We start from the raw sequence: 25,035 nt of genomic DNA, 5'->3' as shown, positions 1-25,035 counted from the left end.
CGGGGCGCCCCCACGGCGTTCACGGGGCCGGGCCGCGGGCGGGACCGACCCACTGGTGCAGCCCGGGCACCGTCAGATCGCCGCCGAACTGGCCCGCCTGGACCAGCCGCACCCGGGTGAAGTAGGTCAGGGTCAGGCCCGGCGGGGGCGGGCGGTCCGGGTCGAAGACCACCGGCAGCGCCCCGAGCAACCGGCCTTCGAGGCGCTCGGTGTACAGGGTCACCCGGCCCCCGCCCAGCGTCGAGGTGGAGCCGCGGGCCGCGCGCAGGTGGTGCGTGCGGCCGTCCGGTCCGGTCACCCGCTGGTGCAGGTCACCGATCTCCATGCCGCCGTCCACGGTGAACTTCAGCGCCCGTTTGACCCGTCCGTCCGGCGTGGTCACGGTGACGACGCCGTGGTACGCGAGCCCCCGCAGCAGCAGCCAGGCGGCCTCCCACTGCCACGACTGCTCGGCGAATCGTTCCTCCTCCCCGTCCTCCCCCGTCGTGGCGTCCTCCGCCCGCTCGGGCGGGAACCCGTCCGGGAAGGGGTCGCCCGGCACCGCCGGGCGGGCCTGGGCGAGCGTCGGGGTCAGGCCCAGGCCCATCAGGACCGCGGTCGGCATCGCGGCCACCGCGATCGCCTTGCCCGCCGGAAGGTTCCACCGGGCCAACAGGGGCCGGCGCGGGGCCGCGTGCCGGGGCCCGCCGCGCGCCACGGGCACCTCACCCGGCACGGTGCGCCCCGTCCGCCCCCGCTTCGGGTGCGGCGACGGGGCCGCCCGGTACCCAGGCGATCGCCAACGCCCCGCCGACCAGGGCGAGTCCGTACCCCATGAGGATCCCCCCGAAGTTGGAGACCACCAGCGAGACCAGGGCCAACAGGATGGCCGCGACCCCCGCGAAGATCCGCGAGTGCTGTTGGAACCACATGGTCAGGCCCAGCACGATCAACAGGCCGCCGATGATCAGCGAACCGGCGCCCGCGGTGGTCGCCAGGGTGATCGTCACCGTGCCGAACGAGGGGTTGGCGTACGGGAAGTACATGATCGGCAGACCGCCGAGCAGGGTCAACGCCCCCGCCCAGAAAGGGCGTCGCCCCCGCCAGAGCCAGAAGGACCGGCGCCAGCGGCGCAATCGGTGGGCGGCGCCGGCGAAGGGGTGGGCGCGCATCTCGGGTGACTCCTCGGGGACGGAACGGGGGCGGGGCGGGGGCGGGGCCCGAGCGGGCCGGCCGGAACTCAGGTGCACTCGTGCGCGCCCCGCTGCACCCGCATGACCATCCCCGAGAGCTTGAGGGTGCCCGCGGTGGCCGCCCGGGCCCGCTGCCTGACGTCGGTGAAGAGCACCGACTCCGCCTGCTGGGCGAAGGAACCGGGCTCGTAGCGGTCTCCGGGGGCCGGGCCGGGCCCCTTGGTGGTGCCGTCGACCGAGACCCCGATGTCCACCTTGCGGAAGGTGGCGTCGGCCCGGAACTCCTCGGCGTCGAGGTAGAGCCGGTTGGCCACCACCTGCGGAGTGCCGGGCCGGCCCGCGGTGAGCTTCACCGAGAGGTCGCCGAACACCCCCACCGGGACGACGACGGACTGGCACAGATCGGTGATGCGCGCGTCCTCCAGGCCGATGACGGCCACCGGGTGCTGCGCCGATCCGCTGCTGTCGACTGCGGCGTACTGGACGTACCCGGTGCCGTCCACCTCCGCCGCGGACAGGGTGAACCGCTGGCCCGAGACGCTGAACGACGCCGCCAACGCCCCCTGGGAGAGGGCCACGCCGATCGCGACGGACGCCGCGACACAGGGCACCATGACCACGGCGAACCGCCTCCACCTGGTACCGCCACGCGTCACCGACTCCATGGGTGTTCCTCCTTCTCGGCCTTCTCGGGCCACGACTCGTCTGCGGCATCGGCCGGCCGCGCTCCGGGAGCGACCGGACGGGAGGGAGAACGCGTCGCGGCCCCCTCGGGGGCCGTCCGTCCTCGGGGCGCGCACCGCGGACCCCGGCCCCTGGCCGTTCGGGGGCGCGCCGGTCGCCCGGCGCCCCTGCGCCCCGGTTCCGGACCGGTTGCCGGGCGGTGGGAAAAAGACCGAGCGCCGCCGATCGTCGTCCATCGGAGCCGTCTGCACAAGAGCGTCGTTACCCGTCGGTAATGCAAACGCGGCCGATTCGCGACCTGGTGCAGCGGTTCCGCAACGCAGGGTTGCCGCACCACAAGCCGTTCACCCCGCCATCACGGGCGAAGCGGGACGGATGACGAGGGGGCCCCTCACGTGCAGTGAGAGCCGAATCGCTTGTCAAGATTCGGTGAAGATCACCCGGCAGGCGAACCTTCTTTCGAAAAGAAGGGTGCGAAAAGCCCCGCCCCCGCCGAAAGCGGGGACGGGGCGGGGTGCGCCGGAGGAGCCGTCAGAACAGGGCGCGGGCCAGGGCCCGGCGGGCGGCGGCCACCCGGGGGTCGTCGGCGCCGACGACCTCGAACAGCTCCAGCAGTCGCCGCCGCACCGCCTCGCGGTCCTCGCCCGCGGTGCGGCGCACGGTGTCGACCAACCGTCCGAAGGCGTCCTCCACATGACCGCCGACCAGGTCCAGGTCCGCGGCGGCGATCTGCGCCGCGGGATCGGCCGGACGGTCCGCCGCGTCCCGCCGTACCGCCTGCGGGTCCAGGTCCTGCACCCGCGCCAGCAACTCCGCCTGGGCCAGCCCCAGCGCGGCCTCGGGGTGCCCCGGGTCCTCGGCGAGCACGGTGCGGTACGCCCGCACCGCGCCGTCGAGGTCGCCCGCGTCCAGGGCGCGCGCCGCGGCCTCCAGGGTCGCGTCGTAGGGGCCCACTGGCTCCGCCTCGGGGGCGTCGCCGCCCGCCGCGGCGTCCGGGTCGACGGTCAACCCGGTCAGCCCGAAGCGCTGCTCGGCGACCTGCACGAGCTGGTCGAGCGTCTGACGGATCTGCGCCTCCGGGGCCGCCCCCTGGAACAGCGGCAGCGCCTGCCCGGCGACCACGGCGAAGACCGCCGGGATGCCCTGGATCCCGAACTGCTGCATCAGCATCTGGTTGGCGTCGACGTCGATCTTCGCGAGGAGGAAGCGCCCGTTGTACTCGACCGCCAGCCGCTCCAGCAGGGGGCCGAGCTGCTTGCACGGCTCGCACCACTCGGCCCAGAAGTCGATGACGACGGGCACCTCGGTGGACCGCTGGAGCACCTCGCTCTCGAAACCGGCCTCGTCGACGTCGATCACGAGGGCGGACGGGCCGACGGCTCCGCCGCCCCCCGTGCGGGCCGCTTCCGCCCGGGCCTGCTCCGCCTTCGCCTTGGCCTCTTGGGCGGCCTTCACCGCGCCGAGGTCGACGACCCCGTTCATGGACATGTTCCGTGGCTGCATGGCTACATTCTCCCCCCTGCCCGCGGCTGCACGAAAAGCGGTGCCGCGGGCCGGGGGGCCGCGCCCTCAGAACCCGGGCGGCTCGGTGTAGACGCCCCACTCGGCGCGCAGCACGTCGCAGACCTCGCCCATCGTCGCCTCGGCGCGCACCGCCTCCAGCATGGGTTCGATCATGTTGTCGCCGCGGCGCCCGGCGGCGACCATGGCGTCCAGCGCGGCGCTCACCCGTGACCCGTCCCGGCCGGCCCTGCGGCCGGCGAGCGCCCGCACCTGCTCGCGCTCCACCTCGTGGCTGACCCGGAGGATCTCCAGGTCGCCGGTGACCGAACCGTGGTGGACGTTGACGCCGACGACCCGCTTGTCGCGCTTCTCCACCGCCTGCTGGTAGCGGAAGGCCGACTCGGCGATCTCCCCGGTGAACCAGCCGTCCTCGATGCCGCGCAGGATGCCGGAGGTGATCGGACCGATGGGGTGCCGCCCGTCCGGGTGGGCGCGCCGACCGCGTTCCCGGATCTGCTCGAAGATCCGCTCGGCGTCCGCCTCGATCCGGTCGGTGAGCTGCTCGACGTACCAGGAGCCGCCGAGCGGGTCGGCCACGTTGGCGACGCCGGTCTCCTCCATGAGCACCTGCTGGGTGCGCAGGGCGATCTCGGCGGCCTGCGCGGAGGGGAGCGCCAGGGTCTCGTCGAGGGCGTTGGTGTGCAGCGAGTTGGTGCCGCCGAGCACCGCCGCCAGGGCCTCCACCGCGGTGCGGACGACGTTGTTGTACGGCTGCTGCGCGGTGAGCGACACCCCGGCCGTCTGGGTGTGGAACCGCAGCCACTGCGCCTTGGCGGTGCGGGCCCCGTAGACGTCGCGCATCCAGCGGGCCCAGATCCGGCGGGCGGCGCGGAACTTGGCGATCTCCTCGAAGAAGTCGAGGTGCGCGTCGAAGAAGAAGGACAGCCCGGGGGCGAAGGCGTCGACGTCCAGCCCCCGGGAGAGGCCCAGCTCCACGTATCCGAAGCCGTCCGCCAGGGTGTAGGCCAGCTCCTGCGCGGCCGTGGAACCGGCCTCGCGGATGTGGTAGCCGGAGACGGAGAGCGGCTTGTACGCGGGGATCTTCCGCGCGCAGTGCTCCATCAGGTCGCCGATCAGCCGCAGATGGGGCTCGGGCGGGAAGAGCCACTCCTTCTGGGCGATGTACTCCTTGAAGATGTCGGTCTGGAGGGTGCCGTTGAGGGCGGCCGGGTCGACGCCCTGGCGCTCGGCGGCGACCAGGTACATGCAGAAGGCGGGGACGGCGGGCCCGCTGATGGTCATGGAGGTGGTGACGTCGCCGAGCGGGATGTCCCGGAACAGGACGTCCATGTCGGCGGCGGAGTCGACGGCGACCCCGCAGTGGCCCACCTCGCCCAGCGAGCGGGGGTCGTCGGAGTCGCGGCCCATCAGGGTGGGCATGTCGAAGGCGACGGAGAGCCCGCCGCCGCCGGCCGCGAGGATCATCTTGTACCGCTCGTTGGTCTGCTCGGCGTTGCCGAAGCCGGCGAACTGGCGGATGGTCCAGGTGCGGCCCCGGTAGCCAGTCGGGTGCAGCCCGCGGGTGAAGGGGTACTCACCGGGCCAGCCGATCCGCTCGAACCCCTCGTAGGCATCGCCGGGGCGAGGGCCGTAGACGGGCTCCACGGGGTCACCGGAGAGCGTGGTGAAGTCGGCGTCGCGCTTGTGGGCGGCGTCGTACCGGGCCTGCCAGCGTCGGCGACCCGCTTCGATGGCGTCAGCGTCCATGCGGACAATTTACTAGGACGTCCTAGTAAATGTCGACGGCTGAGCCCGCCGCAGCCCCGCCACCGGGGCCCGGGCGGGCTCGGTCGGCAGCGCTCAGGCCTTGGCGGGCTGCCGTGCGCCGTCGGTGACCAGCGGACGCACCTCACGGCTGATCTTCGGCTCGACGAAGAACGAGGCCACCGGGATGCACCCCACCAGCAGCACCCACAGCAGCTTGCCGAACGGCCACTTCGCCTTGGTGCCGAGGTCGAAGGCGAAGATCACGTACACGATGAACAGCACACCGTGGATCTGCGAGATCACCATGGTGTCGCCGGTCTGGAAGCCGTACTTCAGGATGATGGCCGCGGTGAACACCAGCAGCCAGATGGCGGTGATGTACGCCATCACCCGGTAGCGCGTCAGCACGGTTTGTTTCATGGCCCGAGCGTAACGACCGCGAGGGGCCGATCTTCCGGCGGGGCACCCCCCGGCCGGGCCCCGATCGGCCCCGGTGCCGGGGCCCTCACCCCTCGAAGTCGCCGGCCGCCGACCGCAGCGGGCGCAGCATCGCGAAGATCTCCGCGCACTGCTCGCCGTCGTACGCGCCCAGCCCGAAGTCCATCGCCATCAGGTCCCGGGTGGCCGCCTCGACCACCTCGCGCCCGCGCTCGGTGATGGAGGCCAGCGTGCCGCGCCCGTCGTTGGGGTTGGGGCGCTTCTCGACCAGCCCGGAACGCACCAACCGGTCGACGGTGTTGGTCACCGAGGTCGGGTGGACCATCAGCCGCTCGCCGATCTTCGACATCGGCAGCTCGCCCGCCTTGGAGAAGGTGAGCAGCACCAGCGCCTCGTACCGGGCGAAGGTCAGTCCGTACGGCTTGACGACCGCGTCCACTTCGCCGAGCAGGATCTGGTGCGCGCGCATGATCGAGGTGATCGCGGCCATCGACGGCACGCCGCCCCACCGCTGCTTCCAGAGTTCGTCGGCGCGGGCGATGGGGTCGAAGGCGAGACTCAGGGGTTTCGGCACGGTCAGACCCTACCGATCGGTCATATCCCGGTCAGCGGCGTCTCATCCTTCGGTCCGCTCCGCCCCGGCCCGGCGGACCGGGCGGCACGGCGCACCCGCTGCCGCACCGCGCGCCGGGCCACCGGCCCCAGACCGTCCAGGACGGCTGCCAGGGCGGCGAGTTGCTCCAGCGCCCCCAGGGCGGCGCCGGCCCCCTCCGGGTCCACCCCCTCGTACAGTTCGATGCCGACGAAGGAGGCCGCCACCGCACGCGCCAGCCCGCGCGGATCGGCGCACCCGTCCAGCGGGCCGCCGGCGAGGACCCGGGTCAGCGCCCGCTCGACCTCGGCGGTCCACAGGTCGAGGCCGGCCCGGGCGGCCGCCGCCAACCGGGGCTGGACCTGGGCCCCGGCGAGGAACTGCCCGAGGACCGCGACCCGGCCCCGTCCGCGCTCGTCGCGGTGCAACTCGCGGCCGAGGGACAGCAGTTCCCCGAGGGTGCCGACGGTGTCCAACCGGTCCCGGAAGGCCGCCACCCGCTGCTCGGCCCCGTGCCGGCAGGCCGCGGCGAGGAGGTCCTCCACCGAGCCGAAGTGGTAGAAGACCAGCCCCTGGTTGACCCCCGCCTCGGCGGCGACGGTCCGCGCCGAGGTCCCGATGACCCCGTGCCGGGTCAGCGTGCGCAGGGTCGCCTCCAGCAGCTCGTGGCGGGTGCGCAGGGCCTTGGGGGTGAGCGGACGCCCGCCGTCCGCGGCGGCGCTCACCGCAGCCGGGGCACGACGGCGGTCCGCGTCCCGTCGTGGCGCGGGGCGCGGCGGGCCGAGGGCGTGCCGGGCAGCATCGGCGCGAACAGGCACAGCAGCACCACCACCGGGGCCAGCGCCAGGTAGCCGTACACCAGGGTGCCCCCCAGGTACGGGGCGAGCGGCTCCAGGAGGGCGAGGAGGAGTTCCCCCTGCACCCACAGGACGGCCACGGCGATCCGCAGCGCCACCTCGCCCGCCCAACGGGCGGCCGCCCACCCGGGCCGGGTGCCGCGCTCCACCCACAGCCGCAGCCGGTCCAACGACCAGGCGAGCGCCGCGGAACGGAGCCCGCGCAGCAGCGGGCCGCCCCTCGCGGCGCCCGACCGCGCCGTGACCCGCACCCCGCGTGCGGTGCGGACGTGGCGCAGGACGAGCCGGTCCGGCACCGGCCCGAGGTGCCAAGCCGCCCGGCGCACCGGGTCCTCGGTGAATCGGCGCACGACGTCCTCGTCCGCCTCGATCGACGTACCACCGCACGGGGCCACGGCCCACCCCCGGAGAAGTTTTGAGCGACTGCTCAAAATTCTACCGCGGTGCCGTCCCGGTTAGAGTGCTCGGGTGAACGAGGAACCGTCGGCCGGCCCGGACGCCTTCGAGGCCGAGCGGCGCTATCTGGGCGCCGTCGCCTACCGGTTGCTCGGCACCGTCACGGACGCCGAGGACGTGCTCCAGGACGCCTGGTTGCGCTGGCGGGGCACGGACCGCTCCGCCGTGGCGGACCCGCGCGCGTTCCTGACCACCGTCGTCACCCGCCTCTGCTACGACCACCTCGGCTCGGCGCGGGCCCGTCGGGAGTCCTACGTCGGCGAGTGGCTGCCCGAACCTCGGCTGACCGACGAGGACCGGCCCGCACGGCTCGCGGAGTTCGGCCAGTCGGTCTCGTTCGCCGTGCTGGCGCTGATGGAACGGCTGACCCCGGCCGAGCGGACCGCCTTCGTCCTGCACGACCTGTTCGCCGTCGGCTTCGAGGAGATCGCCGGGGCGCTGGACCGCTCCCCCGCCGCCGTCCGCCAACTCGCCTCCCGGGCCCGCCGCCGGCTGCGGGCCGAGGGTCGCCGCGGCCGGATCGCACCGAACGAGCACCGGGCGGCCGTCCGCGCCTTCACCGAGGCGGCGGCCGGCGGCGACCTCGGCGCCCTGCTCGCCGTCCTCGACCCGCAGGTCGTCTGGCACTCGGACGGCGGGGGCGTGGTCTCCGCGAGCATGCGCCCGGTGTACGGCGCCGAGAAGGTGGCCCGACTGGTGCTGGGCCTGGTCGAGCGGTTCATCACCCCGGACGTCGCCGTGGCGACGGTGTCGGTGGACGGCGAGCCCGGACTGGCCTGGTCGGTCGGGGGGCAGGTGCGGGGGGTGCTCGCCTTCACCGTGGTCGACGGCCGGATCCACGAGGCGTACGCGGTGGTGAATCCCGAGAAGCTCGCCCATCTGGTGTGACCGGCATCACCGTCACGATCCCCGTGGCTCCGTCGTCCCCCTTCCGCAAGCGCAGCGCGCGAGGAGGAGGAAGCGGATGACGGACGAACGCATCGTGGTGGTCGGCGCGGGGTACGCGGGGCTGGCGACGGCCACCCGGGCCGGACGGCACCGGGAGGTGACCCTGATCGCACCCGAGGAACGGTTCCTCCACCGCGTCCGACAGCACGAGACCGCCGCCGGCCGCCCCGAGCACCGCCCGGCGCTGGCCGACCTGGTCCGCGGGAGCCGGGTGACCCGGGTGCCGGCCGAGGTCACCGCGATCGACCTGGCCGCCCGGACCCTGCACACCGACACCGCGGGACCGGTGCCCTACGACGTGCTGGTGTACGCCCTGGGCAGCCGCACCGCCTTCCACGGGGTGCCCGGAGCCGCCGAGCACTCCTACCCCGCCGAACGGGCCGCCGCACTGCACCGCCGGCTCGCCGCGTCCCCCGGCCCCGCGTCCCTGGCGGTGGTCGGCGGGGGCGCGACGGGCATCGAGATGGCCGCCGAACTCGCCGAGGCGCACCCGGAGCACCGGGTGCGGCTGGTCGCCGCCGGCCGGGCCGGGGGTTGGCTCTCGGCACGGGGGCAACGGCACGTGCGGCGGGCCCTGCACCGGCTGGGCGTGACGATCGACGACGGGCGCACCGTCACCGCCGTCACCCCCGGGGGCCTGGAGACCGACCGGGGCCCCGTTCCGGCCGACGCCGTCGTCTGGGCCGCTTCGATGGAACCGCACCCGTTGGCCGCCGAGGCCGGACTCGACGTCACCGCCGGCGGGCAGGTGGTGGTCGACGAGCACCTCCGCTCGGTCTCGCACCCCGAGGTGTACGCGGTCGGCGACGCCGCCGCGGTGACCCTGCCCGGCCGGGGCGCCCTGCGCATGGGCTGCGCCACCGCGCTGCCCATGGGCACCTACCTGGGGCGCGTCCTCGCGGGGCGCACGCCCCGCCCCTTCGCCTTCTCGTACGCGGCCCAGTGCCTGAGCCTCGGCCGCCGCGACGGGCTGCTGCAACTGGTCCGCGCCGACGACTCCATGCGCCCCCTCGTACTGACCGGCACCCCGGGCCGCCTGGTCAAGGCCGCCATCGTCCGGGCGGTGACCCCGAGGAGCTGACCGGCTACCTCCGGACCCACCGCCCCAGCACCTCGACGGTGTTCTCCGGCGAGGTGGTGAAGCAGAACCGGATCCCGGGCGCCGCCTCGACCAGCACGTTGACCAACCGCTCGAAGAGCACGGTGTGTTCCGGCATCATCCGCACGCCCCCGCCGATCATGGCGAGGCCGAAGTCGTCCGCAGCGAGCAGGGCCCGGACGGTCCGCTCCGCCGCCTCCGGCGAGGCGTCGACCAGACAGGGCACCACCGTGAACCCGGAGGCGCGCAGCGCGGTGTTCACCGCCTCGATCCGGGTGGTGGACCCCGCTTCGTCGACGCCCTCGGGCATCCGTCCGTAGTCGAGCGTCCTCGGGTGCAGGCCGATGGACAGGATCCTGGTGCCGCGCGGCAACGGCGCACGGTGCGTACCGCTCATGGGGCCCCCTGGGGTGGTCGTGGTCTCCGTCCGGTGTACCACGCGGGTCGGACAGGCCCCGGGGGATCCGGCCTCAGCCTCCGGCGAGGTGGCGCTCCACGGTGGCGACCTTGGTGTCCAGGCCGCCGGTCACCCCGGGGCGGACGTCCGCCTTGAGGACCAGCGAGACGCGGGGGGCGCGGGCCTCGACCGCGGCGACGGCGCGCTTGACGACCTCCATGACCTCGTCCCACTCGCCCTCGATCGAGGTGAACATGGCGTCCGTGCGGTTCGGGAGTCCGGATTCGCGGACGACCCGCACCGCGTCGGCGACGTACTCCCCCACGTCCTCGCCGACGCCGAGCGGCGTGACGGAGAAGGCGACGATCACGCCTCGACGACCCCCTCGCGGCGGGCCCGGGCGGCGATGACGTGGTCCTCGGTCTCGCGCTTGAGGCGGCGCTCGGCCACGATCCCGCCGAACGGCAGCACCGAGAGCACGAAGTAGAGGGCCGCGGTGCCCAGCGGCCACTTGGTGCGGTTCCAGGCGTCCAGCCAGAAGATCACGTAGAGCACGAACAGCGCACCGTGGATCGCGCCCATCGCGGGCACCGCGTTGAAGTCGGTGGTCCGCTTGAGCACCGAGCAGACGAGCAGCAACAGGTACGAGATCGCCTCGGGCGCCGAGACCAGGCGCAGACGGCGGAGTGCGGATGCGGTCTTGATGTCCACGGGGGGGGTCACCTTCGTGCTGATGGGCGGGGCGGATCGACGGCGCACGCTTTGTGAACGCATGCACAAGCGGTCCCATTGTGTCATCGGGGCGCCCTCCCGCCCCGACCGGGGGTGGTGAGGGACGCGTCACACCGCTCCCGGACGGTGCGGGTTCCGGGGGACAGGGGTCCCTGTCGCGAAGCGGGCGGATGGGACTACCGTCGCTCGGGTGGCAACGTTCCGGCTCCAAGGGAGCAAAGTGCTCGCCGTCGACATGTCCGGCGACTCGGTCAGGGCGAAGAACGGCTCGATGGTCGCCTACGACGGCCAGATGAGCTTCAAGAAGCTGAGCGGCGGCGGCGAGGGACTGCGCGCAATGGTCGCCCGGCGCCTCACCGGCGAGCAGCTCACGGTGATGGAGGCGCGGGGGCAGGGCACCTGCTGGTTCGCCGACCGCGCGAGCGAGATCAACCTGGTGCGGCTGCACGGCGAGAAGTTGTACGTGGAGGCGAGCAACCTGCTGGCCACCGACGCCGGGCTGCGCACCGGGACGACGTTCACCGGGCTGCGCGGCGCGACCCAGGGCAGCGGGCTGTTCACCACGACGGTGGAGGGCACCGGCCAGGCGGCGCTCACCTCGGACGGGCCGGCGGTGCTGTTGCGGGTGACCCCCCGGTACCCGCTCTCGGTGGACCCGGGCGCGTACGTGGCGCACCAGGGGGACCTGCGGCAGACCTTCCAGTCGGGGGTGACCTTCCGCACCCTGATCGGGGAGGGCGGCGGGGAGGCGTTCCAGATCCGCTTCGAGGGCGACGGCTTGGTGTACGTGCAGCCCAGCGAGCGCAACACGGTCGGAGGGGACCTCTGATGCCGTTCCGCGAGGTCAACGCGAAGGTGGTCGAGGCGTCGGTGGCGCCCGGGCAGCGGCTGTTCAGCCAGCGCGGCGCGATGCTGGCCTACCGGGGCGAGGTGTCGTTCACCCCCAACGCCCAGGGCGGACAGGGTGGACTCACCTCGATGATCGGGCGCCGGGTCGCGGGCGAGGCGACGCCGTTGATGACCGTGGAGGGCCACGGCACGGTGATGTTCGGGCACGGCGGCCACCACGTCCACCTGGTCGACCTGACCGGCGACACCCTGTACGTGGAGGCGGACCGGCTGTTGGCCTTCGACGGCACGCTGACCCAGGGCACGGTGTTCCTGGGCGCACAGGGCGGGGTGATGGGGCTGGTGCGCGGCCAGGTGACCGGCCAGGGGCTGTTCACCACCTCGCTCCAGGGCCGCGGGGCGGTCGCCGTGATGGCGCACGGCGGGGTGATCGAGCTGCCGGTGAGCCCGGAGCGCCCGGTGCACGTCGACCCGCAGGCGTACGTGGCGCACCGCGGGGACCTGCGCAACAGGCTGTCGACCGCGCTCGGTTGGCGGGACATGGTGGGCCGGGGTTCGGGCGAGGCGTTCCAACTCGAACTGAGCGGCCGGGGCGTGGTGTACGTGCAGGCATCGGAGGAGAAGCTGTGACCACACCGCACGCGTACGGACGGCCGGGCGGCCCGGTCGCGCACGACCCGACGACGCTGCCGTCGAACGACAACGTCACCAGCTACACGTTCTGCGTGGAACTCGCGGGCGAGCCGTGGTTCTTGCAGAAGGGCAAGATGATCGCCTACTACGGGGCGATGCAGTTCGAGGGGATCGGACACGGACGTCTGGACCGGCTGGTGCGCACCTCCTTCCACTCGCCGCTGCACGCGGGCGACTGGGTGGTGGCCTCGGGATCGGGCAAGTTCCTCCTGGCCGACCGGGCGTTCGACGTCAACTCCTTCGACCTGGAGGACGGGAACCTGACGATCCGCTCCGGGAACCTGCTCGCTTTTCAGCCAAGTCTCGCGTTGAAGCAATCGATCGTTCCGGGTTTCCTGACCCTGATCGGCACCGGGAAGTTCGTCGCCGCCTCCAACGGTCCGGTGGTGTTCATGGAGCCGCCGTTGCGGGTGGACCCGCAGGCGTTGGTGGGGTGGGCGGACTGTCCGTCGCCCTGCCACCACTACGACCACGGGTACCTGACCGGCGTGATGGGCGGTCTACGTGCACTGACGGGCCTGGGCGGGGCGTCCGGCGAGGAGCACCAGTTCGAGTTCGTGGGGGCGGGCACGGTGCTGTTGCAGTCCAGCGAGCGGGTGATGGCGGAGCAGAACGCGGGGGCGGTTCCGCACCAGACGGGGGTGCCCGCGGGTCACGGTGGAGGCGGTCAGGGCGTACCGCGCCTTCCCGGACAGCTGGGAGACCTGCAACGTCGCTTCGGGCTGTGAGCGGTAGTCTGCGGAGTGTGACATCGAACGCGTGCGCAGCGTCACACCCCCACATTTCGTTAACAATTCAACCTCTTAGGGTAGAATAGGATTCATGGAGACCGAGACGGCTACCCCCTGGCTGACCGACGCCGAGCAGAGCGCCTGGCGCACCCACCTGGAGGTCAACCGGCTGCTACAGCACCAGCTGGAGAAGGACCTCCAGCCGTTCGGCCTGACGATCAACGACTACGAGATCCTGGTCAACCTCTCGGAGTCCGACGAGCACCGGATGCGCATGAGCGACCTCGCCTCGTCCACGCTCCAGTCCAAGAGCAGGCTCTCCCACCAGATCACTCGGATGGAGAACGCGGAGCTGGTGCGCCGCGAGCACTGCGAGTCCGACCGCCGGGGGTTGTACGCCGTGCTCACCGAGCACGGCCTGAAGACCATGCGCAAGGTGGCACCGCACCACGTCGCCTCCGTGCGGCGGCACTTCATGGACCTGATCGGGCCGGAGGACCTGGAAACCCTCCACAAGTCGCTCGCCCCGATCGCGGAACACCTCCGGGTCCAGCGCGGCCGGATCTGACCCGCCGACCGGACACGGCGGTCCGGTCCCCCGATCCCCGCCCCCGGGCCCGCGGCCCGGGGGCACCACTCCGTCAGGAGGCCGCCGCCAGGGGGAGCGCCAGCTCGAACAGGGCGCCGCCCTCGGCGGACTCCCGCACCGTCAGGGTGCCGCCGTGCCGCACGGCCACGTCCCGGGCGATCGCGAGCCCCAACCCCGCCCCGCCGTCGTCCCGGGCCCGGGCGTCGTCGAGGCGGACGAACCGCTCGAAGATCCGCTGCCGTTCCTCCTCGGGCACCCCAGCCCCGTCGTCCCCCACGGCCAGCACCGCCCTCCCCTCGCGCACCCCCACGGACACCCGCACCCCGGCCGCCGCGTGCCGCTGCGCATTGTCCACCAGATTGCCGAGCACCCGGGCCAACTGCCCCCGCGAACCGACGACTTCGGCGTGGTCGAGGTCCTCGGCGACCGGATGCCGGTCACCCACCCGCTGGGACAACTCCTCCCGGGCCAGCGCCGCGAGGTCCAGCCGGGTGCCCCCCGGCCGCTCCCCCGCATCCAAGCGGGCCAGCAACAGCAGGTCGGCGGCCAGCTGTTGGAGCCGCACGGTGTCCGCCACGGCCCCTTCCACGTCCAACAACTCCGGGTGCGCCGAGCCCACTTCGAGCTGGGTGCGCAAGGAGGCGATCGGACTGCGCAGTTCGTGGGAGGCGTCGGCGACGAACCGCCGCTGCCGCTCCACCGACTCCTCCAGCGCGGCCAGCGTGGCGTTGGTGGTGCGCGCCAACCGGGCGACCTCGTCGTGCGTCCCGGGCACCGGAACGCGTCGGCGCAGGTCCTCGGAGGCGGTGATCGCCTCCATCTCCTGTCGGATGTCCTCCACCGGCCGCAGCGCCCGCCGGGTCACCAGCCAGGTCACCCCGGACACCACCACCAGCAGCAGCGGGAAGCCGATGAGCATCGCCGTCGTCACCGTCCCCACGGCACTGCGCTCGGCGGACAGCGGGGCGCCGGCGAACACCCGCACCTCGCCCCGCTGGGGCAACTCCGCGGCCAGCTCCGCGAACCGGTACTCGGCGGACTCGCCGTGCACCGTCGCCGAGCCGCCGCTGAACGCGGGCTCGTCGGAGAGTTCCACCGGATCCCGCTCGTGTTCGACGTCGTCGTCGCCGTCCCCGTCCCCGTCGTCGTCCCCGTCGTTCTCGCCCTCGTCCGGGGGCCGGGTGTTCCCGGGGGTCCCGCCGTTCCCGGGCGCCTCGGACCGCCCCTGCCCCGGGCCCACCTCCGGGGAGGCCGTGCCGCTGATGCGCTCCAGGCCCTGGCTGGCGGCGACCACCCGACCGGCCTCGTCCACCACTTGGACGACCCTGCCCTCGTCGAAGACGTCCGGGAGGTCCAGGTCCGCGTAGGCGGTGCCGGAGGCCAGTTGCGAGATGACCCGGCTGGCCGTGGTCTCCGCCTGGCTGCTCGCCTGGTCGGTGAGGTTGATCCGCAGTGCCATCAGCACGCCGGTGCCGGCGGCGATCAGGGCCACCGCCACCACGAGCGTGGCGCCCAGGGTGGCCTGGGCGCGGACCGAGCCGAAGTACCGTCTCACCGTCCGGTCTCCAAGCGGTAGCCGGCCCCGCGGACGGTCCGGATGAGGGAGGCGCCCAACTTGCGGCGCAGTGCGCTGATGTAGACCTCGACGATGTTCGGATCGCCCTCGTAGGCGAAGTCCCAGACGTGTTCCAGGATCTCGCTCTTGGAGACCACCTCGCCGCAGCGCAGCACGAGTTGTTCCAGCACCGCGAACTCCTTCGCGGTGAGCGGGACCTCCTCCTCGCCACGGCGCACCTGGTGGGCGGCGGTGTCGACAACGAGGTCGCCGAGCACGTGCACCGGTGACCCGCCGGCCCGTCCGCGGCGCCGCAGCAGGGCCTTGACCCGGGCGACCAGCACCACGTACGAGAACGGCTTGGTGAGGTAGTCGTCGGCGCCGGTGTCCAGCCCCTCGGCCTCGTCGTACTCGCCGTCCTTGGCGGTGAGCATCAGGATCGGCATGTCCTGACCCGCCGCGCGCAGGGAGGCGCAGACCCGGTAGCCGTTCATGCCGGGCAGCATGATGTCGAGGACGACCAGGTCGTAGACGCCCTCACTGGCCCGGTGGAGCCCTTCCAGCCCGTCGTGGACCACGTCCACCGCGTATCCCTCGGCCGTCAGTCCCCGGGCGAGGGACAGGGCGAGCCGCTTCTCGTCCTCCACGATCAAAAGGCGCATGCACCCAGTTTTTCAAACGGAACCTGAAGATCCCTTCAGGCGGTTTCAGGGTCGCTTCAGCATGCCTGCCGCACATTGGTGACCACGGCGAGAACAGACGCCGGAAACCGACTGAGAACTCGGGAGGGTTCCCATGAAGCGCAAGGCCCTGATCGCCGTTATCACCGGCACGCTGATGGTGGGCGGAGGCGCGGCCACGGCCGTGGCGGTCGCAGGTGGCGACGGAGGCAAGGACGAGGACCGCATCGTGCGGGAGTCGAGCGTCCAGCTGACGCACCACGACCGGGACGACGCCGACGACCGCAACGAGCGGGACGACCGGGACGTCAGCGGTCGCGACGACCGGGACGACCGGGACGACGACCGGCTGCCGGCGGGCGTGAAGGTCTCCGCGGCCGACGCAATCGCCAAGGCCCTGGCCGAGCGCTCCGGCACGGCGGTCTCCGCCGACCTCGACGACGAGGACGGCAAAGTCGCCTGGGACATCGAGGTCATCGACGGCAAGCGCGACGTCTACACCGTGATCGTGGACCCGGGCACCGGCAAGGTGCTGGGCGTCCACCGCGACGCGGACGACGACGACGACTTCGACGACGTGAAGGCCGAACTCGCCGCGGCGAAGGGCGCCTCCGTGGACGCGGTCGGGGCCGCCAAAGCCGCTGCCGCCAAGGGCGCCGTGACCTCGCTGGACCTCGACACCGACCGCTCCGGAGCCACCTGGGACGTGGAGACCGTCAACGGCGCCCAGGAGCGCGACTGGAACGTGTCGCTCGACACCGCCAAGGTCACCCCGGACCGTGACGACGACAACCGCGACGACAACCGCGACGACGACTCCGACGACACGGACGACGACTCCGACGACTGAGCCACGGGTCCCTGATCCGCTGACGCCCGGGGACCCCCCGCCCGGGCGTCAGTCGCCCGTCAGCTCCCGGGTCAGCACGTCGGCCGCCGTGTAGGGGTCCGTGCGCCCCGCCGCGACGTCCTCGGCGAGTCCCCGGAGCCGACGGTCCCCGTGCAGGTCGGCCAGCCGCTCCCGCAACGCGGTCACGGCGATCGTCTCGACCTCACGGGCCGCACGCACCCGCCTGCGATGGAGGAGAACCCCCCACTCCTCCATCCAGGCGCGGTGCTTTTCCAGTGCCTGGACCACCTCGTCGATCCCCTCCGCCCGGGCGGCGACCGTCTTCACGATCGGCGGGCGCCAGTCCCCCGGCGCCCGGGCCTCCCCCAGGCCCAGCATGTGGTTGAGCTCCCGGACGGCGGCATCGGCCCCGTCCCGGTCGGCCTTGTTGACCACGTACAGGTCGCCGATCTCCAGGATGCCGGCCTTGGCGGCCTGGATGCCGTCCCCCATCCCCGGGGCGAGCAGCACCGCGCAGGTGTCGGCCTGCGCGGCGACCTCCACCTCCGACTGGCCCACCCCGACCGTCTCGACCAGGACCACGTCGTAGCCGGCGGCGTCCAGCACCCGGACGGCCTGCGGCGCGGCCCAGGCCAGCCCGCCGAGGTGGCCGCGGGTGGCCATGGAACGGATGTAGACACCGGGGTCGCCCGCGTGGTCGGACATCCGCACCCGGTCGCCGAGCAGCGCGCCCCCGGAGAAGGGGGAGGACGGGTCGACGGCCAGCACCGCGACCCGCTTGCCCTGCCGCCGGTAGGCGGTGACCAGGGCGGACGTGGTGGTGGACTTGCCGACGCCAGGCGCGCCGGTGAGTCCGATGACGTAGGCGTTGCCGGTGAGCGGCGCGAGGGCGGCCATCACCTCGCGCAACTGCGGCGCCGCCCCCTCCACCAGGGTGATCAGCCGGGCGACGGCCCGTGCCCGTCCCTGGCGGGCCTGCTCCACCAGCGAGGCGACGTCCCTGTTCACGCGCACGGTTCCCTTCGTCGGACCGGGGTCCTCGCCCGCGGTCGCTGCGTTCTGGAGCCGGGCCGTCGTCAGTCCCGGGGCACCCGCACGATCAGCGCGTCGCCCTGGCCGCCGCCCCCGCACAGCGCCGCCGCGCCGATGCCGCCGCCGCGCCGCTTCAGCTCCAGCGCCAGGTGCAGGACCAGCCGGGCGCCGGACATGCCGATCGGGTGGCCGAGCGCGATGGCGCCCCCGTTGACGTTCACCTTCTCCTCGGACACCCCGAGGTCCCGCATGGACTGGTGGGCGACCGCGGCGAACGCCTCGTTGATCTCGATGAGGTCGAGGTCGTCGACCCGCAGGCCCTCCTTCGCCAGGGCGTGGCGGATGGCGTGAGAGGGCTGGGAGTGCAGGGAGTTGTCGGGGCCGGCGACGTTTCCGTGGGCGCCGATCTCGGCGATCCAGTCGAGGCCGAGCTCCTGCGCCCTGGCCTTGCTCATCACCACGACCGCGGCGGCCCCGTCGGAGATCTGGGAGGCCGAGCCGGCGGTGATCGTGCCGTCCGCGGCGAAGGCGGGGCGCAACCTGCCGAGCGATTCGGCGGTGGTCTCCGCCCGGATGCCCTCGTCCTGGTCGAAGAGCACCGGCTCGCCACGGCGCTGCGGCACCGCGACGGGGGTGATCTCGGCGTCGAAGAGGCCGTTCTTCTGGGCCGCGGCGGCCCGCTGGTGCGAGAGCGCGGCGAGCGCGTCCTGCTCCTCGCGGCCGATGCCGAGGCGGGTGTTGTGCCGCTCCGTGGACTCGCCCATGGCGATGGACTCGAAGGGGTCCGTCAGCCCGTCGTGGGCCATGGCGTCGAGCATCTCGACCGCCCCGTACTTGTAGCCCTCGCGGGACTTCGGCAGCAGGTGCGGGGCGTTGCTCATGGACTCCTGGCCACCGGCGACGACCACGTCGAACTCGCCGGCGCGGATCAGCTGGTCGGCGAGGGCGATGGCGTCGAGCCCGGAGAGGCAGACCTTGTTGACGGTGAGCGCGGGGACGTCCATGGGGATGCCCGCCTTCACGGCGGCCTGCCGCGCCGGGATCTGGCCGGCGCCGGCCTGGAGCACCTGCCCCATGATCACGTACTGGACCTGCTCGCCGTCGATGCCGGCCCGCTCCAGCGCCGCTTTGATGGCGAAACCGCCGAGGTCGGCGCCGGAGAAGGACTTCAGCGAGCCGAGCAGCCGTCCCATGGGGGTGCGCGCCCCCGCGACGATCACCGAGGTGGTATCGGACGTTCCCGTCATGGCGGACGATCCCCTTCCAGCGTGCGACGTTCCTAGTGAACGGCGGTTCACTTCCAATGTACTGAGCGCGCCCTCGCGGGGTCACCGCCCGGTCGGTGTGACGGCGAGCACCTTGCGTGACCGCCCGCCACCCGGTGCACTGGAACCATGCTGACGCGTATCGATCACATCGGGATCGCCTGTTTCGACCTGGACGCGACGGTCGAGTTCTACCGGGCCACCTACGGCTTCGAGGTCCACCACTGCGAGGTCAACGAGGAGCAGGGGGTGCGCGAGGCGATGCTCAGGATCAACGGCACCGACGACGGCGGCGCCACCTACCTCCAACTGCTCGAACCGATCCGCGAGGACTCCGCGGTCGGCAAGTGGCTGGCCAAGAACGGCGAGGGCGTCCACCACGTCGCCTTCGGCACCGCCGACGTGGACGGCGACGCCGAGGCGATCCGCGACAAGGGCGTGCGGGTGCTGTACGAGCAGCCCCGACGCGGTTCGATGGACTCGCGGATCACGTTCCTGCACCCCAAGGACTGCCACGGCGTCCTCACCGAGCTGGTGACCTCCGCCCCGGCCGCCGAGGAGGACGCCGGGCACTGACCCCGCCGCACCCGGCGGCCGGTCACCGCCCCGCCCGGGCGCGCCCGGGCGGGTGGTGACGGCGCGCCCGGTCCGCGGCACGCTGCCCCGGCGCTCCGACCGCCCCTTTTTCGCCTCCCGCCATGGCTCGGGCGCCGTGTCGCGCCCGGTCGTCGCACCCCCGTCCCGGCGGGAAAGGTGGTCGGCCAGGCCACGAGGGAGACGGGGGCCGGTAGGGTTGGCAACGGCCGCCACGCGTTGGGGCGGCCATGGCCGGGGTCCGGGTGTCGGGGCGTGCGTCGGGGCAGCAGCCCGGGGTCCGCCGGTGATCTGACACCATTTCCCCGGGGGCCCGTCCGGGCGGACGGACGGTGCTCGTTGGAGAGGGTTACGACCAGGGGACGGATGGGACCGCGCAGTGCGGGGCTACGAACGCCAGGAGCGAGAGCGGGCTGACGTCGACCACCTCTCTCGGTTCGAGGCCGAGATGGAACGGCTGAAGACCGAGCGGGAGAAGGCCGTTCAGCACGCCGAGGACCGCGGCTACCAGGTCGAGGTGCTGCGGGCGAAGCTGCACGAGGCACGGCGCACCCTCGCCACGCGCCCCGCCTACGACGGCGGGGACCTCGGCTACCAGGCCGAGCAGATGCTGCGCAACGCCCAGCTCCAGGTGGAGCAGTTGCGCGCGGACGCCGAACGCGAACTGCGGGAGGCGCGCGCCCAGATCCAGCGCACCCGTCAGGAACACGCCGAACAGCAGGCCCGACTCCAGTCCGAGCTGCACGCCGAGGCCGTGTCCCGGCGGCAACAGCTCGACCAGGAGCTGGCGGAGCGCCGGGCCACCGTCGAGTCGCACGTCAACGAGAACGTCGCCTGGGCCGAGCAACTGCGCGCCCGTACCGAGCAGCAGGCCCGCCGGCTCCTCGACGAGTCCCGCGGCGAGGCCGAGCAGTCGCTCGCCGCCGCCCGGGCCGAGGCCGGCCGCGTCACCGAGGAGACCCGACAGCGCGTCGGCGCCGAGGCGGAGTCCGCCCGCGCCGAGGCCGAGACGCTCCTGCGTAGGGCCCGCGCCGACGCCGAACGGCTGCTGAACACCGCCACCGCGCAGGCCCAGGAGACCACCGACCACGCCGAGCAGCTGCGCACCACCACCACCGCCGAATCCGAGCGGGCCCGCCGCCAGGCCGCCGAGCTGGCCCGGGCCGCCGAGGAGCGGATGACCGAGGCGGACGGCGCGCTGCGCGGGGCCCGGTCCGAGGCGGAGAAGGTCCTCGCCCAGGCCAAGGAGGCCGCCGCGAAGCAGGTGGCGACCGCCGAGTCCACGAACGAGCAGCGGACCCGGACCGCCAAGGAGCAGGTGGCCCGGCTGGTCGACGAGGCCACCAAGCAGGCCGAGGACACCAGGGCCGAGGCCCAGCAACTGGTCGAGGACGCCCGCGCCGAGGCGGAGAAGATCGTCGCGGAGGCCGCCGAGAAGGCCCGCACGGCCACCGCCGAGGAGACCGCCTCCCAGCTCGGCAAGGCCGCCCGCACCGCCGAGGAGGTGCTGACCAAGGCGGCCGAGGACGCCAAGGCCACCACCAGGGCCGCCGCCGAGGAGGCCGAGCGGCTGCGCAAGGAGGCCGAGGCCGAGGCCGAGCGGCTGCGCGGCGAGGCCAACGACATCGCCGAGCAGCTCAAGGGCGCGGCCCAGGACGACACCAAGGAGTACCGGGCCAAGACGGTCGAGCTCCAGGAGGAGGCCCGCCGGCTGCGCGGCGAGGCGGAGCAGTTGCGCGCCGACGCCGTCGCGGAGGGCGAGCGGCTGCGCGGCGAGGCCCGGCGGGAGGCCGTCCAGCAGATCGAGGAGGCGGCGAAGACCGCCGAGGAGATCCTGGCGAAGTCCCGGGCCGACGCCGACGAGCTGCGCAGCACCGCGCAGACCGAGGCGGAACGGGTGCGCACCGAGGCGATCGAGCGGGCCACCGCCCTGCGCAAGCAGGCCGAGGAGACGCTGGAGCGCACCCGCGAGGAGGCCGAGCGCAAGCGCACCGAGGCCGCCGAGCAGGCCGAGGAGACCACCGCCGCCGCCCAGGCGTCGGCGCGTGAGCTGCGCGAGGAGGCCGAACGGGCCGTCGCCGCCCAGCGCACGGAGGTCGACGCGGAGCTGACCCGGCTGCGCGCCGAGGTCGAGGAGCGCCGCACCGCCGCCGAGCAGGCGCTCACCGAGGCCCGGGCCGAGGCCGAGCGGGTCCGCCGGGAGACCGGCGAGGAGAGCGAGCGGCTGCGCACCGAGGCCGCGGAGCGGGCCCGTACCGTCCGGGCGCAGGCCGAGGCGGAGGCCGAGCGGCTGCGCACCGAGGCCGCGGCGGACGCCTCGGCGTCCCGCGCGGAGGGCGAGAACGTCGCGGTCCGACTGCGGTCGGAGGCCGCCGCGGAGGCGGAACGGCTGACGGTCGAGACCCGGGAGAAGGCCGACCGGGTGCGTGCGGAGGCCGCCGCCGCGGCCGAGCGGACCGCCGCGGAGGCGGCCGAAGCGCTCTCCGCGGCCCAGGAGGAGGCGGCCCGCCGTCGACGCGAGGCCGAGGAGCTGATCGGTTCCGCCCGCGCCGAGGCCGGCCAGGAGCGCGAGCGCGCCCGCGAGCGCAGCGAGGAACTCCTCGCCTCGGCGCGCAGCCGGGTCGAGGAGGCCCAGGCCGAGGCGGCCCGGCTGGTCGAGGAGGCCGGGCGCCGCGCCACCGAGCTGGTCGGCGGCGCCGAGCAGAAGGCGCAGTCGGTACGGGAGGCGGTGGCCGGGCTCCAGGAGCAGGCCCAGGAGGAGATCGCGGGACTGCGCAGCGCCGCCGAGCACGCGGCCGAACGCGTCCGGACCGAGGCCCAGGAGGAGGCGGACCGGGTCCGCACCGACGCCTATGCGGAGCGGGAGCGCGCCGGCCAGGACGCGACCCGGGTGCGGCGCGAGGCGCAGGAGGAGACGGAGGCGGCGAAGGCGCTCGCGGAGCGCACCGTCGGCGAGGCGATCGCCGAGGCGGAGCGGGTGCGCGCGGATGCCTCCGAGCACGCCCAGCGGGCCCGTACCGAAGCCTCGAACACCATCGCCACGGCCGAGCAGAACGCCTCGCGGACCCGGGCGGAGGCCCGGGAGGACGCCAACCGCATCCGTTCCGAGGCGGCCGGCCAGGCCGACCGCTTGGTCACCGAGGCGACGACGGAGGCGGAGCGGCTCCGCTCGGAGACGGCGGCCCTGGTCGAGCGGACCCGGACCGAGGCCGTCGCCGAGGCGGAGCGGCTGGTGTCGGAGGCGACCGTGGAGGCGGAGCGGCTGCGCGCCCAGGCAGCGGAGACGGTCGGCTCGGCGCGCCAGCACGCGGAGCGCATCCGCAACGAGTCCCAGCAGTTGCGCACCCAGTCCCGTACCGACGCCGAGCGGGTGCTCGGCGAGGCCCGTCAGTCGGCGGAGCGGACCATGGACCAGGCCCGCAAGGACGCCAACAAACGGCGTTCGGAGGCGGCCGAGCAGGTCGACGCGCTGATCACGGAGGCCGTGTCGGAGGCCGACAAGCTGAGCACCGACGCCCAGGCGAAGGCGCAGCAGACCACCGCGGACGCCGAGGGGCAGGCCGACACGATGGTCGGCGCGGCCCGGGGCGAGGCGGAGCGGATCGTGGCGGAGGCCACCGTGGAGGGCAACTCCCTGGTGGAGCGGGCCCGTACCGACGCGGACGAACTGCTGGTCGGTGCGCGCCGGGACGCGACGGCGATCCGGGAGCGGGCCGAGGAGCTGCGGGAGCGGATCACCGGCGAGATCGAGGAGCTGCACGAACGGGCCCGGCGGGAGTCGGCGGAGGCCATGCGTTCCGCGGGCGAGCGGTGCGACACCCTGGTGAAGGCCGCCGAGGAGCAGCTCGCCGAGGCGCGGGCCAAGGCCGAGCAGGTGAAGTCGGACGCCGACTCGGAGGCCGGCCGGGTCCGGATCGCGGCGGTCAAGAAGGCCGAGGGCCTGCTGAAGGAGGCCGAGGCCAAGAAGGCCGAACTCACCCGGCAGGGCGAGCAGATCAAGGCCGAGGCCGAGCAGCGGGCCAAGGACGTGGTCGACGAGGGCAAGCGGGAGTTGGACGTGCTGGTGCGCCGTCGCCAGGACATCAACGCCGAGATCTCCCGGGTGCAGGACGTGTTGGAGGCGCTGGAGTCGTTCGAGGCGCCGCCGAGCGGGGCCAAGACCACGGGCGGCCCGGGGGTCAAAGCCGGTGCGACGGCGGGTTCCGCCCGATCGGGTGGCAAGCCGTCAGGGAGCTGACGGCACCGCGGGGACGGCCGCACGGGAGGGTTCTCGGCCACCCGGGGCGGCCCCGCGGACCACGGGGGCCCGCGGGTTCCCGTCCGGTGACGTCGGGGCCCTTGCCGGGTGACCGCCGGGCTAGTTTGCTGTGTTGACGGTGGTTCGGCCCGTCACCCGTGGGTCGGGGCGCCCAAAAGGGGTGCCATTCTCCGGACCAAAACTGTATCCGCTCGATGACACGCCGTTCCGCCCCCTAGGATTCCCCCTATCACCTCACCGGTCTCATTCGACAGGAACCCCATGAGCGACACTTCCCCCTACGGCTTCGAGCTTGTGCGGCGTGGGTACGACCGCGCTCAGGTGGACGAACGGATCTCCAAGCTCGTCTCCGATCGCGACAGTGCCCTGACCCGGATCACCGCACTGGAGAAGCGGATCGAGGAGCTCCACCTCGAAACGCAGAACGCCCAGGCGCAGGTCACCGATGCGGAGCCCTCGTACGCCGGGCTCGGTGCCCGCGTCGAGAAGATCCTCCGGCTCGCCGAGGAGGAGGCGAAGGACCTGCGCGAGGAGGCCCGGCGCGCCGCCGAGCAGCACCGGGAGCTGGCCGAGTCGGCGGCCCAGCAGGTGCGCAACGACGCCGAGACGTTCGCCGCCGACCGCAAGGCGAAGGCCGAGGACGAGGGCCTGCGGATCGTCGAGAAGGCCAAGGGCGAGGCGTCCTCGCTGCGTGCCGAGGCCCAGAAGGACGCCCAGTCCAAGCGCGAGGAGGCGGACGCCCTCTTCGAGGAGACCCGGGCCAAGGCCGCCCAGGCCGCGGCGGACTTCGAGACGAACCTCGCCAAGCGCCGCGAGCAGTCGGAGCGGGACCTGGCCTCGCGTCAGGCCAAGGCGGAGAAGCGCCTCGCCGAGATCGAGCACCGCGCCGAGCAGCTGCGGCTGGAGGCCGAGAAGCTGCGCACCGACGCGGAGCGCCGGGCCCGTCAGACCGTGGAGACGGCACAGCGTCAGGCCGAGGACATCGTGGCCGACGCCAACGCCAAGGCGGACCGCATCCGCAGCGAATCCGAGCGCGAGCTCGCGGCGCTGACCAACCGCCGCGACTCGATCAACGCGCAGCTCACCAACGTCCGCGAGATGCTCGCCACGCTCACCGGCGCGGCGGTCGCGGCGGCCGGCTCCCCGGCCGAGGACGAGTCGATCTCCCGTGGTGTCCCGGCTCAGCAGAGCCGGTAGTCGTCCTTCGACCGGTCGCTCCCCGCGTTCCCTCACGCGGACCCGCGCAACCCGTGCCCGGCACGGCCCCGACGGCCGCGCCGGGCACGGTCGTGCG

General features: G+C 73.5%; 26 protein-coding genes. 10 read left to right on the top strand and 16 right to left on the bottom strand.

The features are described 5' to 3' along the window. Nucleotides 1-19: 19 nt before the first annotated feature. From ABT092_RS08560 to ABT092_RS08520, 9 genes are all read right to left on the bottom strand, one after another. Nucleotides 20-703, bottom strand: coding sequence for a hypothetical protein (locus ABT092_RS08560; RefSeq protein ID WP_351241240.1), 684 nt, complete (start codon nucleotides 701-703; stop codon nucleotides 20-22). A gap of 1 nt (nucleotide 704) precedes the next feature. Next, complete coding sequence (locus ABT092_RS08555; RefSeq protein ID WP_351241238.1) at nucleotides 705-1,151, bottom strand: DUF6114 domain-containing protein; 447 nt, start codon at nucleotides 1,149-1,151, stop codon at nucleotides 705-707. 68 nt (nucleotides 1,152-1,219) lie between these two features. Beyond that, nucleotides 1,220-1,837: a DUF6230 family protein gene (locus ABT092_RS08550; protein WP_351241236.1), complete on the bottom strand. Its 618-nt coding sequence runs from the start codon at nucleotides 1,835-1,837 to the stop codon at nucleotides 1,220-1,222. A 550-nt stretch (nucleotides 1,838-2,387) separates the two neighbouring features. Further along, nucleotides 2,388-3,359 (bottom strand): tetratricopeptide repeat protein, encoded by a 972-nt coding sequence (locus ABT092_RS08545; protein ID WP_351241234.1) that lies wholly within the window; start codon nucleotides 3,357-3,359, stop codon nucleotides 2,388-2,390. Nucleotides 3,360-3,425: 66 nt separating this feature from the next. Next, the gene (gene icmA, locus ABT092_RS08540; RefSeq protein ID WP_351241232.1) at nucleotides 3,426-5,126 is read right to left on the bottom strand and encodes a coenzyme B12-dependent isobutyryl-CoA mutase large subunit; all 1,701 of its coding nucleotides are present in this window, start codon (nucleotides 5,124-5,126) and stop codon (nucleotides 3,426-3,428) included. Nucleotides 5,127-5,219: 93 nt separating this feature from the next. Continuing rightward, complete coding sequence (locus ABT092_RS08535; RefSeq protein WP_351241230.1) at nucleotides 5,220-5,546, bottom strand: DUF3817 domain-containing protein; 327 nt, start codon at nucleotides 5,544-5,546, stop codon at nucleotides 5,220-5,222. Between the two features lie 85 nt (nucleotides 5,547-5,631). After that, a complete protein-coding gene (locus ABT092_RS08530; protein WP_351241228.1) occupies nucleotides 5,632-6,138 on the bottom strand; it encodes a MarR family winged helix-turn-helix transcriptional regulator in 507 nt (168 codons plus the stop codon). 20 nt (nucleotides 6,139-6,158) lie between these two features. Next, complete coding sequence (locus ABT092_RS08525; RefSeq protein WP_351241226.1) at nucleotides 6,159-6,881, bottom strand: TetR/AcrR family transcriptional regulator; 723 nt, start codon at nucleotides 6,879-6,881, stop codon at nucleotides 6,159-6,161. After that, nucleotides 6,878-7,363: a hypothetical protein gene (locus ABT092_RS08520; protein WP_351241224.1), complete on the bottom strand. Its 486-nt coding sequence runs from the start codon at nucleotides 7,361-7,363 to the stop codon at nucleotides 6,878-6,880. Before ABT092_RS08520 ends, ABT092_RS08525 begins: the two co-directional genes overlap by 4 nt. Nucleotides 7,364-7,481: 118 nt before the next feature. Here ABT092_RS08520 and sigJ point away from each other — a divergent pair, with 118 nt between their 5' ends. Beyond that, nucleotides 7,482-8,357, top strand: a complete 876-nt coding sequence (gene sigJ, locus ABT092_RS08515; RefSeq protein WP_351241222.1) for an RNA polymerase sigma factor SigJ — start codon at nucleotides 7,482-7,484, stop codon at nucleotides 8,355-8,357. A gap of 76 nt (nucleotides 8,358-8,433) precedes the next feature. Next, entirely contained in the window at nucleotides 8,434-9,498 is a 1,065-nt protein-coding gene (locus tag ABT092_RS08510) for an NAD(P)/FAD-dependent oxidoreductase (RefSeq protein ID WP_351241220.1), read from the top strand. A gap of 4 nt (nucleotides 9,499-9,502) precedes the next feature. On the opposite strand, the gene ABT092_RS08505 is transcribed toward ABT092_RS08510, so the two are convergent. From ABT092_RS08505 to ABT092_RS08495, 3 genes are all read right to left on the bottom strand, one after another. Continuing rightward, nucleotides 9,503-9,913 (bottom strand): hypothetical protein, encoded by a 411-nt coding sequence (locus tag ABT092_RS08505; protein WP_351241218.1) that lies wholly within the window; start codon nucleotides 9,911-9,913, stop codon nucleotides 9,503-9,505. Nucleotides 9,914-9,986: 73 nt separating this feature from the next. Further along, nucleotides 9,987-10,283 carry an MTH1187 family thiamine-binding protein gene (locus ABT092_RS08500; protein ID WP_351241216.1) on the bottom strand — a complete coding sequence of 99 codons (297 nt, stop codon included), beginning with the start codon at nucleotides 10,281-10,283 and terminating at the stop codon, nucleotides 9,987-9,989. Further along, on the bottom strand, nucleotides 10,280-10,624 hold the full coding sequence (locus ABT092_RS08495; protein ID WP_351241214.1) for a DUF3817 domain-containing protein: 345 nt from the start codon (nucleotides 10,622-10,624) through the stop codon (nucleotides 10,280-10,282). Before ABT092_RS08495 ends, ABT092_RS08500 begins: the two co-directional genes overlap by 4 nt. Before the next feature lie 211 nt (nucleotides 10,625-10,835). On the opposite strand from ABT092_RS08495, the gene ABT092_RS08490 reads away from it, so the two are divergent. The 4 genes from ABT092_RS08490 (at nucleotide 10,836) to ABT092_RS08475 (ending at nucleotide 13,486) form a co-directional block, all read left to right on the top strand. Next, complete coding sequence (locus ABT092_RS08490) at nucleotides 10,836-11,474, top strand: AIM24 family protein (protein WP_351241212.1); 639 nt, start codon at nucleotides 10,836-10,838, stop codon at nucleotides 11,472-11,474. Continuing rightward, complete coding sequence (locus ABT092_RS08485; RefSeq protein ID WP_351241210.1) at nucleotides 11,474-12,124, top strand: AIM24 family protein; 651 nt, start codon at nucleotides 11,474-11,476, stop codon at nucleotides 12,122-12,124. Before ABT092_RS08490 ends, ABT092_RS08485 begins: the two co-directional genes overlap by 1 nt. Further along, complete coding sequence (locus ABT092_RS08480) at nucleotides 12,121-12,915, top strand: AIM24 family protein (protein ID WP_351241208.1); 795 nt, start codon at nucleotides 12,121-12,123, stop codon at nucleotides 12,913-12,915. Before ABT092_RS08485 ends, ABT092_RS08480 begins: the two co-directional genes overlap by 4 nt. A 94-nt stretch (nucleotides 12,916-13,009) precedes the next feature. Beyond that, entirely contained in the window at nucleotides 13,010-13,486 is a 477-nt protein-coding gene (locus ABT092_RS08475) for a MarR family winged helix-turn-helix transcriptional regulator (protein ID WP_351241206.1), read from the top strand. A gap of 73 nt (nucleotides 13,487-13,559) precedes the next feature. Here the strand turns inward: ABT092_RS08475 and ABT092_RS08470 are convergent, their stop codons facing one another. After that, nucleotides 13,560-15,062 carry a sensor histidine kinase gene (locus ABT092_RS08470; protein ID WP_351241204.1) on the bottom strand — a complete coding sequence of 501 codons (1,503 nt, stop codon included), beginning with the start codon at nucleotides 15,060-15,062 and terminating at the stop codon, nucleotides 13,560-13,562. After that, complete coding sequence (locus tag ABT092_RS08465; protein WP_351241202.1) at nucleotides 15,059-15,724, bottom strand: response regulator transcription factor; 666 nt, start codon at nucleotides 15,722-15,724, stop codon at nucleotides 15,059-15,061. Before ABT092_RS08465 ends, ABT092_RS08470 begins: the two co-directional genes overlap by 4 nt. Nucleotides 15,725-15,857: 133 nt before the next feature. Here ABT092_RS08465 and ABT092_RS08460 point away from each other — a divergent pair, with 133 nt between their 5' ends. After that, on the top strand, nucleotides 15,858-16,592 hold the full coding sequence (locus ABT092_RS08460) for a PepSY domain-containing protein (RefSeq protein ID WP_351241200.1): 735 nt from the start codon (nucleotides 15,858-15,860) through the stop codon (nucleotides 16,590-16,592). 48 nt (nucleotides 16,593-16,640) lie between these two features. On the opposite strand, the gene meaB is transcribed toward ABT092_RS08460, so the two are convergent. Beyond that, entirely contained in the window at nucleotides 16,641-17,600 is a 960-nt protein-coding gene (meaB, locus tag ABT092_RS08455; protein ID WP_351241198.1) for a methylmalonyl Co-A mutase-associated GTPase MeaB, read from the bottom strand. Nucleotides 17,601-17,668: 68 nt separating this feature from the next. Next, complete coding sequence (locus ABT092_RS08450; RefSeq protein ID WP_351241196.1) at nucleotides 17,669-18,871, bottom strand: acetyl-CoA C-acetyltransferase; 1,203 nt, start codon at nucleotides 18,869-18,871, stop codon at nucleotides 17,669-17,671. A gap of 147 nt (nucleotides 18,872-19,018) precedes the next feature. On the opposite strand from ABT092_RS08450, the gene mce reads away from it, so the two are divergent. The 3 genes from mce to ABT092_RS08435 all read left to right on the top strand — a co-directional run bounded on the left by mce (nucleotide 19,019) and on the right by ABT092_RS08435 (nucleotide 24,938). After that, nucleotides 19,019-19,465, top strand: coding sequence for a methylmalonyl-CoA epimerase (gene mce / locus ABT092_RS08445; RefSeq protein ID WP_351241194.1), 447 nt, complete (start codon nucleotides 19,019-19,021; stop codon nucleotides 19,463-19,465). Between the two features lie 397 nt (nucleotides 19,466-19,862). Further along, a complete protein-coding gene (gene scy / locus ABT092_RS08440; RefSeq protein ID WP_351241192.1) occupies nucleotides 19,863-23,720 on the top strand; it encodes a polarized growth protein Scy in 3,858 nt (1,285 codons plus the stop codon). A 282-nt stretch (nucleotides 23,721-24,002) separates the two neighbouring features. Then, entirely contained in the window at nucleotides 24,003-24,938 is a 936-nt protein-coding gene (locus ABT092_RS08435) for a coiled-coil domain-containing protein (RefSeq protein WP_351241190.1), read from the top strand. The last annotated feature ends 97 nt before the right edge of the window (nucleotides 24,939-25,035 follow it).

It is taken from the genome of Streptomyces sp. NPDC002490 (genome assembly GCF_040296045.1).
GTDB lineage: Bacteria > Actinomycetota > Actinomycetes > Streptomycetales > Streptomycetaceae > Streptomyces.
Note: the sequence above shows the minus strand (reverse complement) of the source record. Positions and strands in the feature narration are given on the sequence as shown.

What these genes read in the sequence shown, in the direction of transcription:
- ABT092_RS08555 (WP_351241238.1), bottom strand. Translation starts at nt 1,151, where the DNA reads ATGCGCGCCCACCCCTTCGCCGGCGCCGCCCACCGATTGCGCCGCTGG.
- ABT092_RS08550 (WP_351241236.1), bottom strand. Translation starts at nt 1,837, where the DNA reads ATGGAGTCGGTGACGCGTGGCGGTACCAGGTGGAGGCGGTTCGCCGTG.
- ABT092_RS08545 (WP_351241234.1), bottom strand. Translation starts at nt 3,359, where the DNA reads ATGCAGCCACGGAACATGTCCATGAACGGGGTCGTCGACCTCGGCGCG.
- icmA (WP_351241232.1), bottom strand. Translation starts at nt 5,126, where the DNA reads ATGGACGCTGACGCCATCGAAGCGGGTCGCCGACGCTGGCAGGCCCGG.
- ABT092_RS08535 (WP_351241230.1), bottom strand. Translation starts at nt 5,546, where the DNA reads ATGAAACAAACCGTGCTGACGCGCTACCGGGTGATGGCGTACATCACC.
- ABT092_RS08510 (WP_351241220.1), top strand. Translation starts at nt 8,434, where the DNA reads ATGACGGACGAACGCATCGTGGTGGTCGGCGCGGGGTACGCGGGGCTG.
- ABT092_RS08505 (WP_351241218.1), bottom strand. Translation starts at nt 9,913, where the DNA reads ATGAGCGGTACGCACCGTGCGCCGTTGCCGCGCGGCACCAGGATCCTG.
- ABT092_RS08485 (WP_351241210.1), top strand. Translation starts at nt 11,474, where the DNA reads ATGCCGTTCCGCGAGGTCAACGCGAAGGTGGTCGAGGCGTCGGTGGCG.
- ABT092_RS08475 (WP_351241206.1), top strand. Translation starts at nt 13,010, where the DNA reads ATGGAGACCGAGACGGCTACCCCCTGGCTGACCGACGCCGAGCAGAGC.
- ABT092_RS08465 (WP_351241202.1), bottom strand. Translation starts at nt 15,724, where the DNA reads ATGCGCCTTTTGATCGTGGAGGACGAGAAGCGGCTCGCCCTGTCCCTC.
- ABT092_RS08460 (WP_351241200.1), top strand. Translation starts at nt 15,858, where the DNA reads ATGAAGCGCAAGGCCCTGATCGCCGTTATCACCGGCACGCTGATGGTG.
- ABT092_RS08450 (WP_351241196.1), bottom strand. Translation starts at nt 18,871, where the DNA reads ATGACGGGAACGTCCGATACCACCTCGGTGATCGTCGCGGGGGCGCGC.
- mce (WP_351241194.1), top strand. Translation starts at nt 19,019, where the DNA reads ATGCTGACGCGTATCGATCACATCGGGATCGCCTGTTTCGACCTGGAC.
- ABT092_RS08435 (WP_351241190.1), top strand. Translation starts at nt 24,003, where the DNA reads ATGAGCGACACTTCCCCCTACGGCTTCGAGCTTGTGCGGCGTGGGTAC.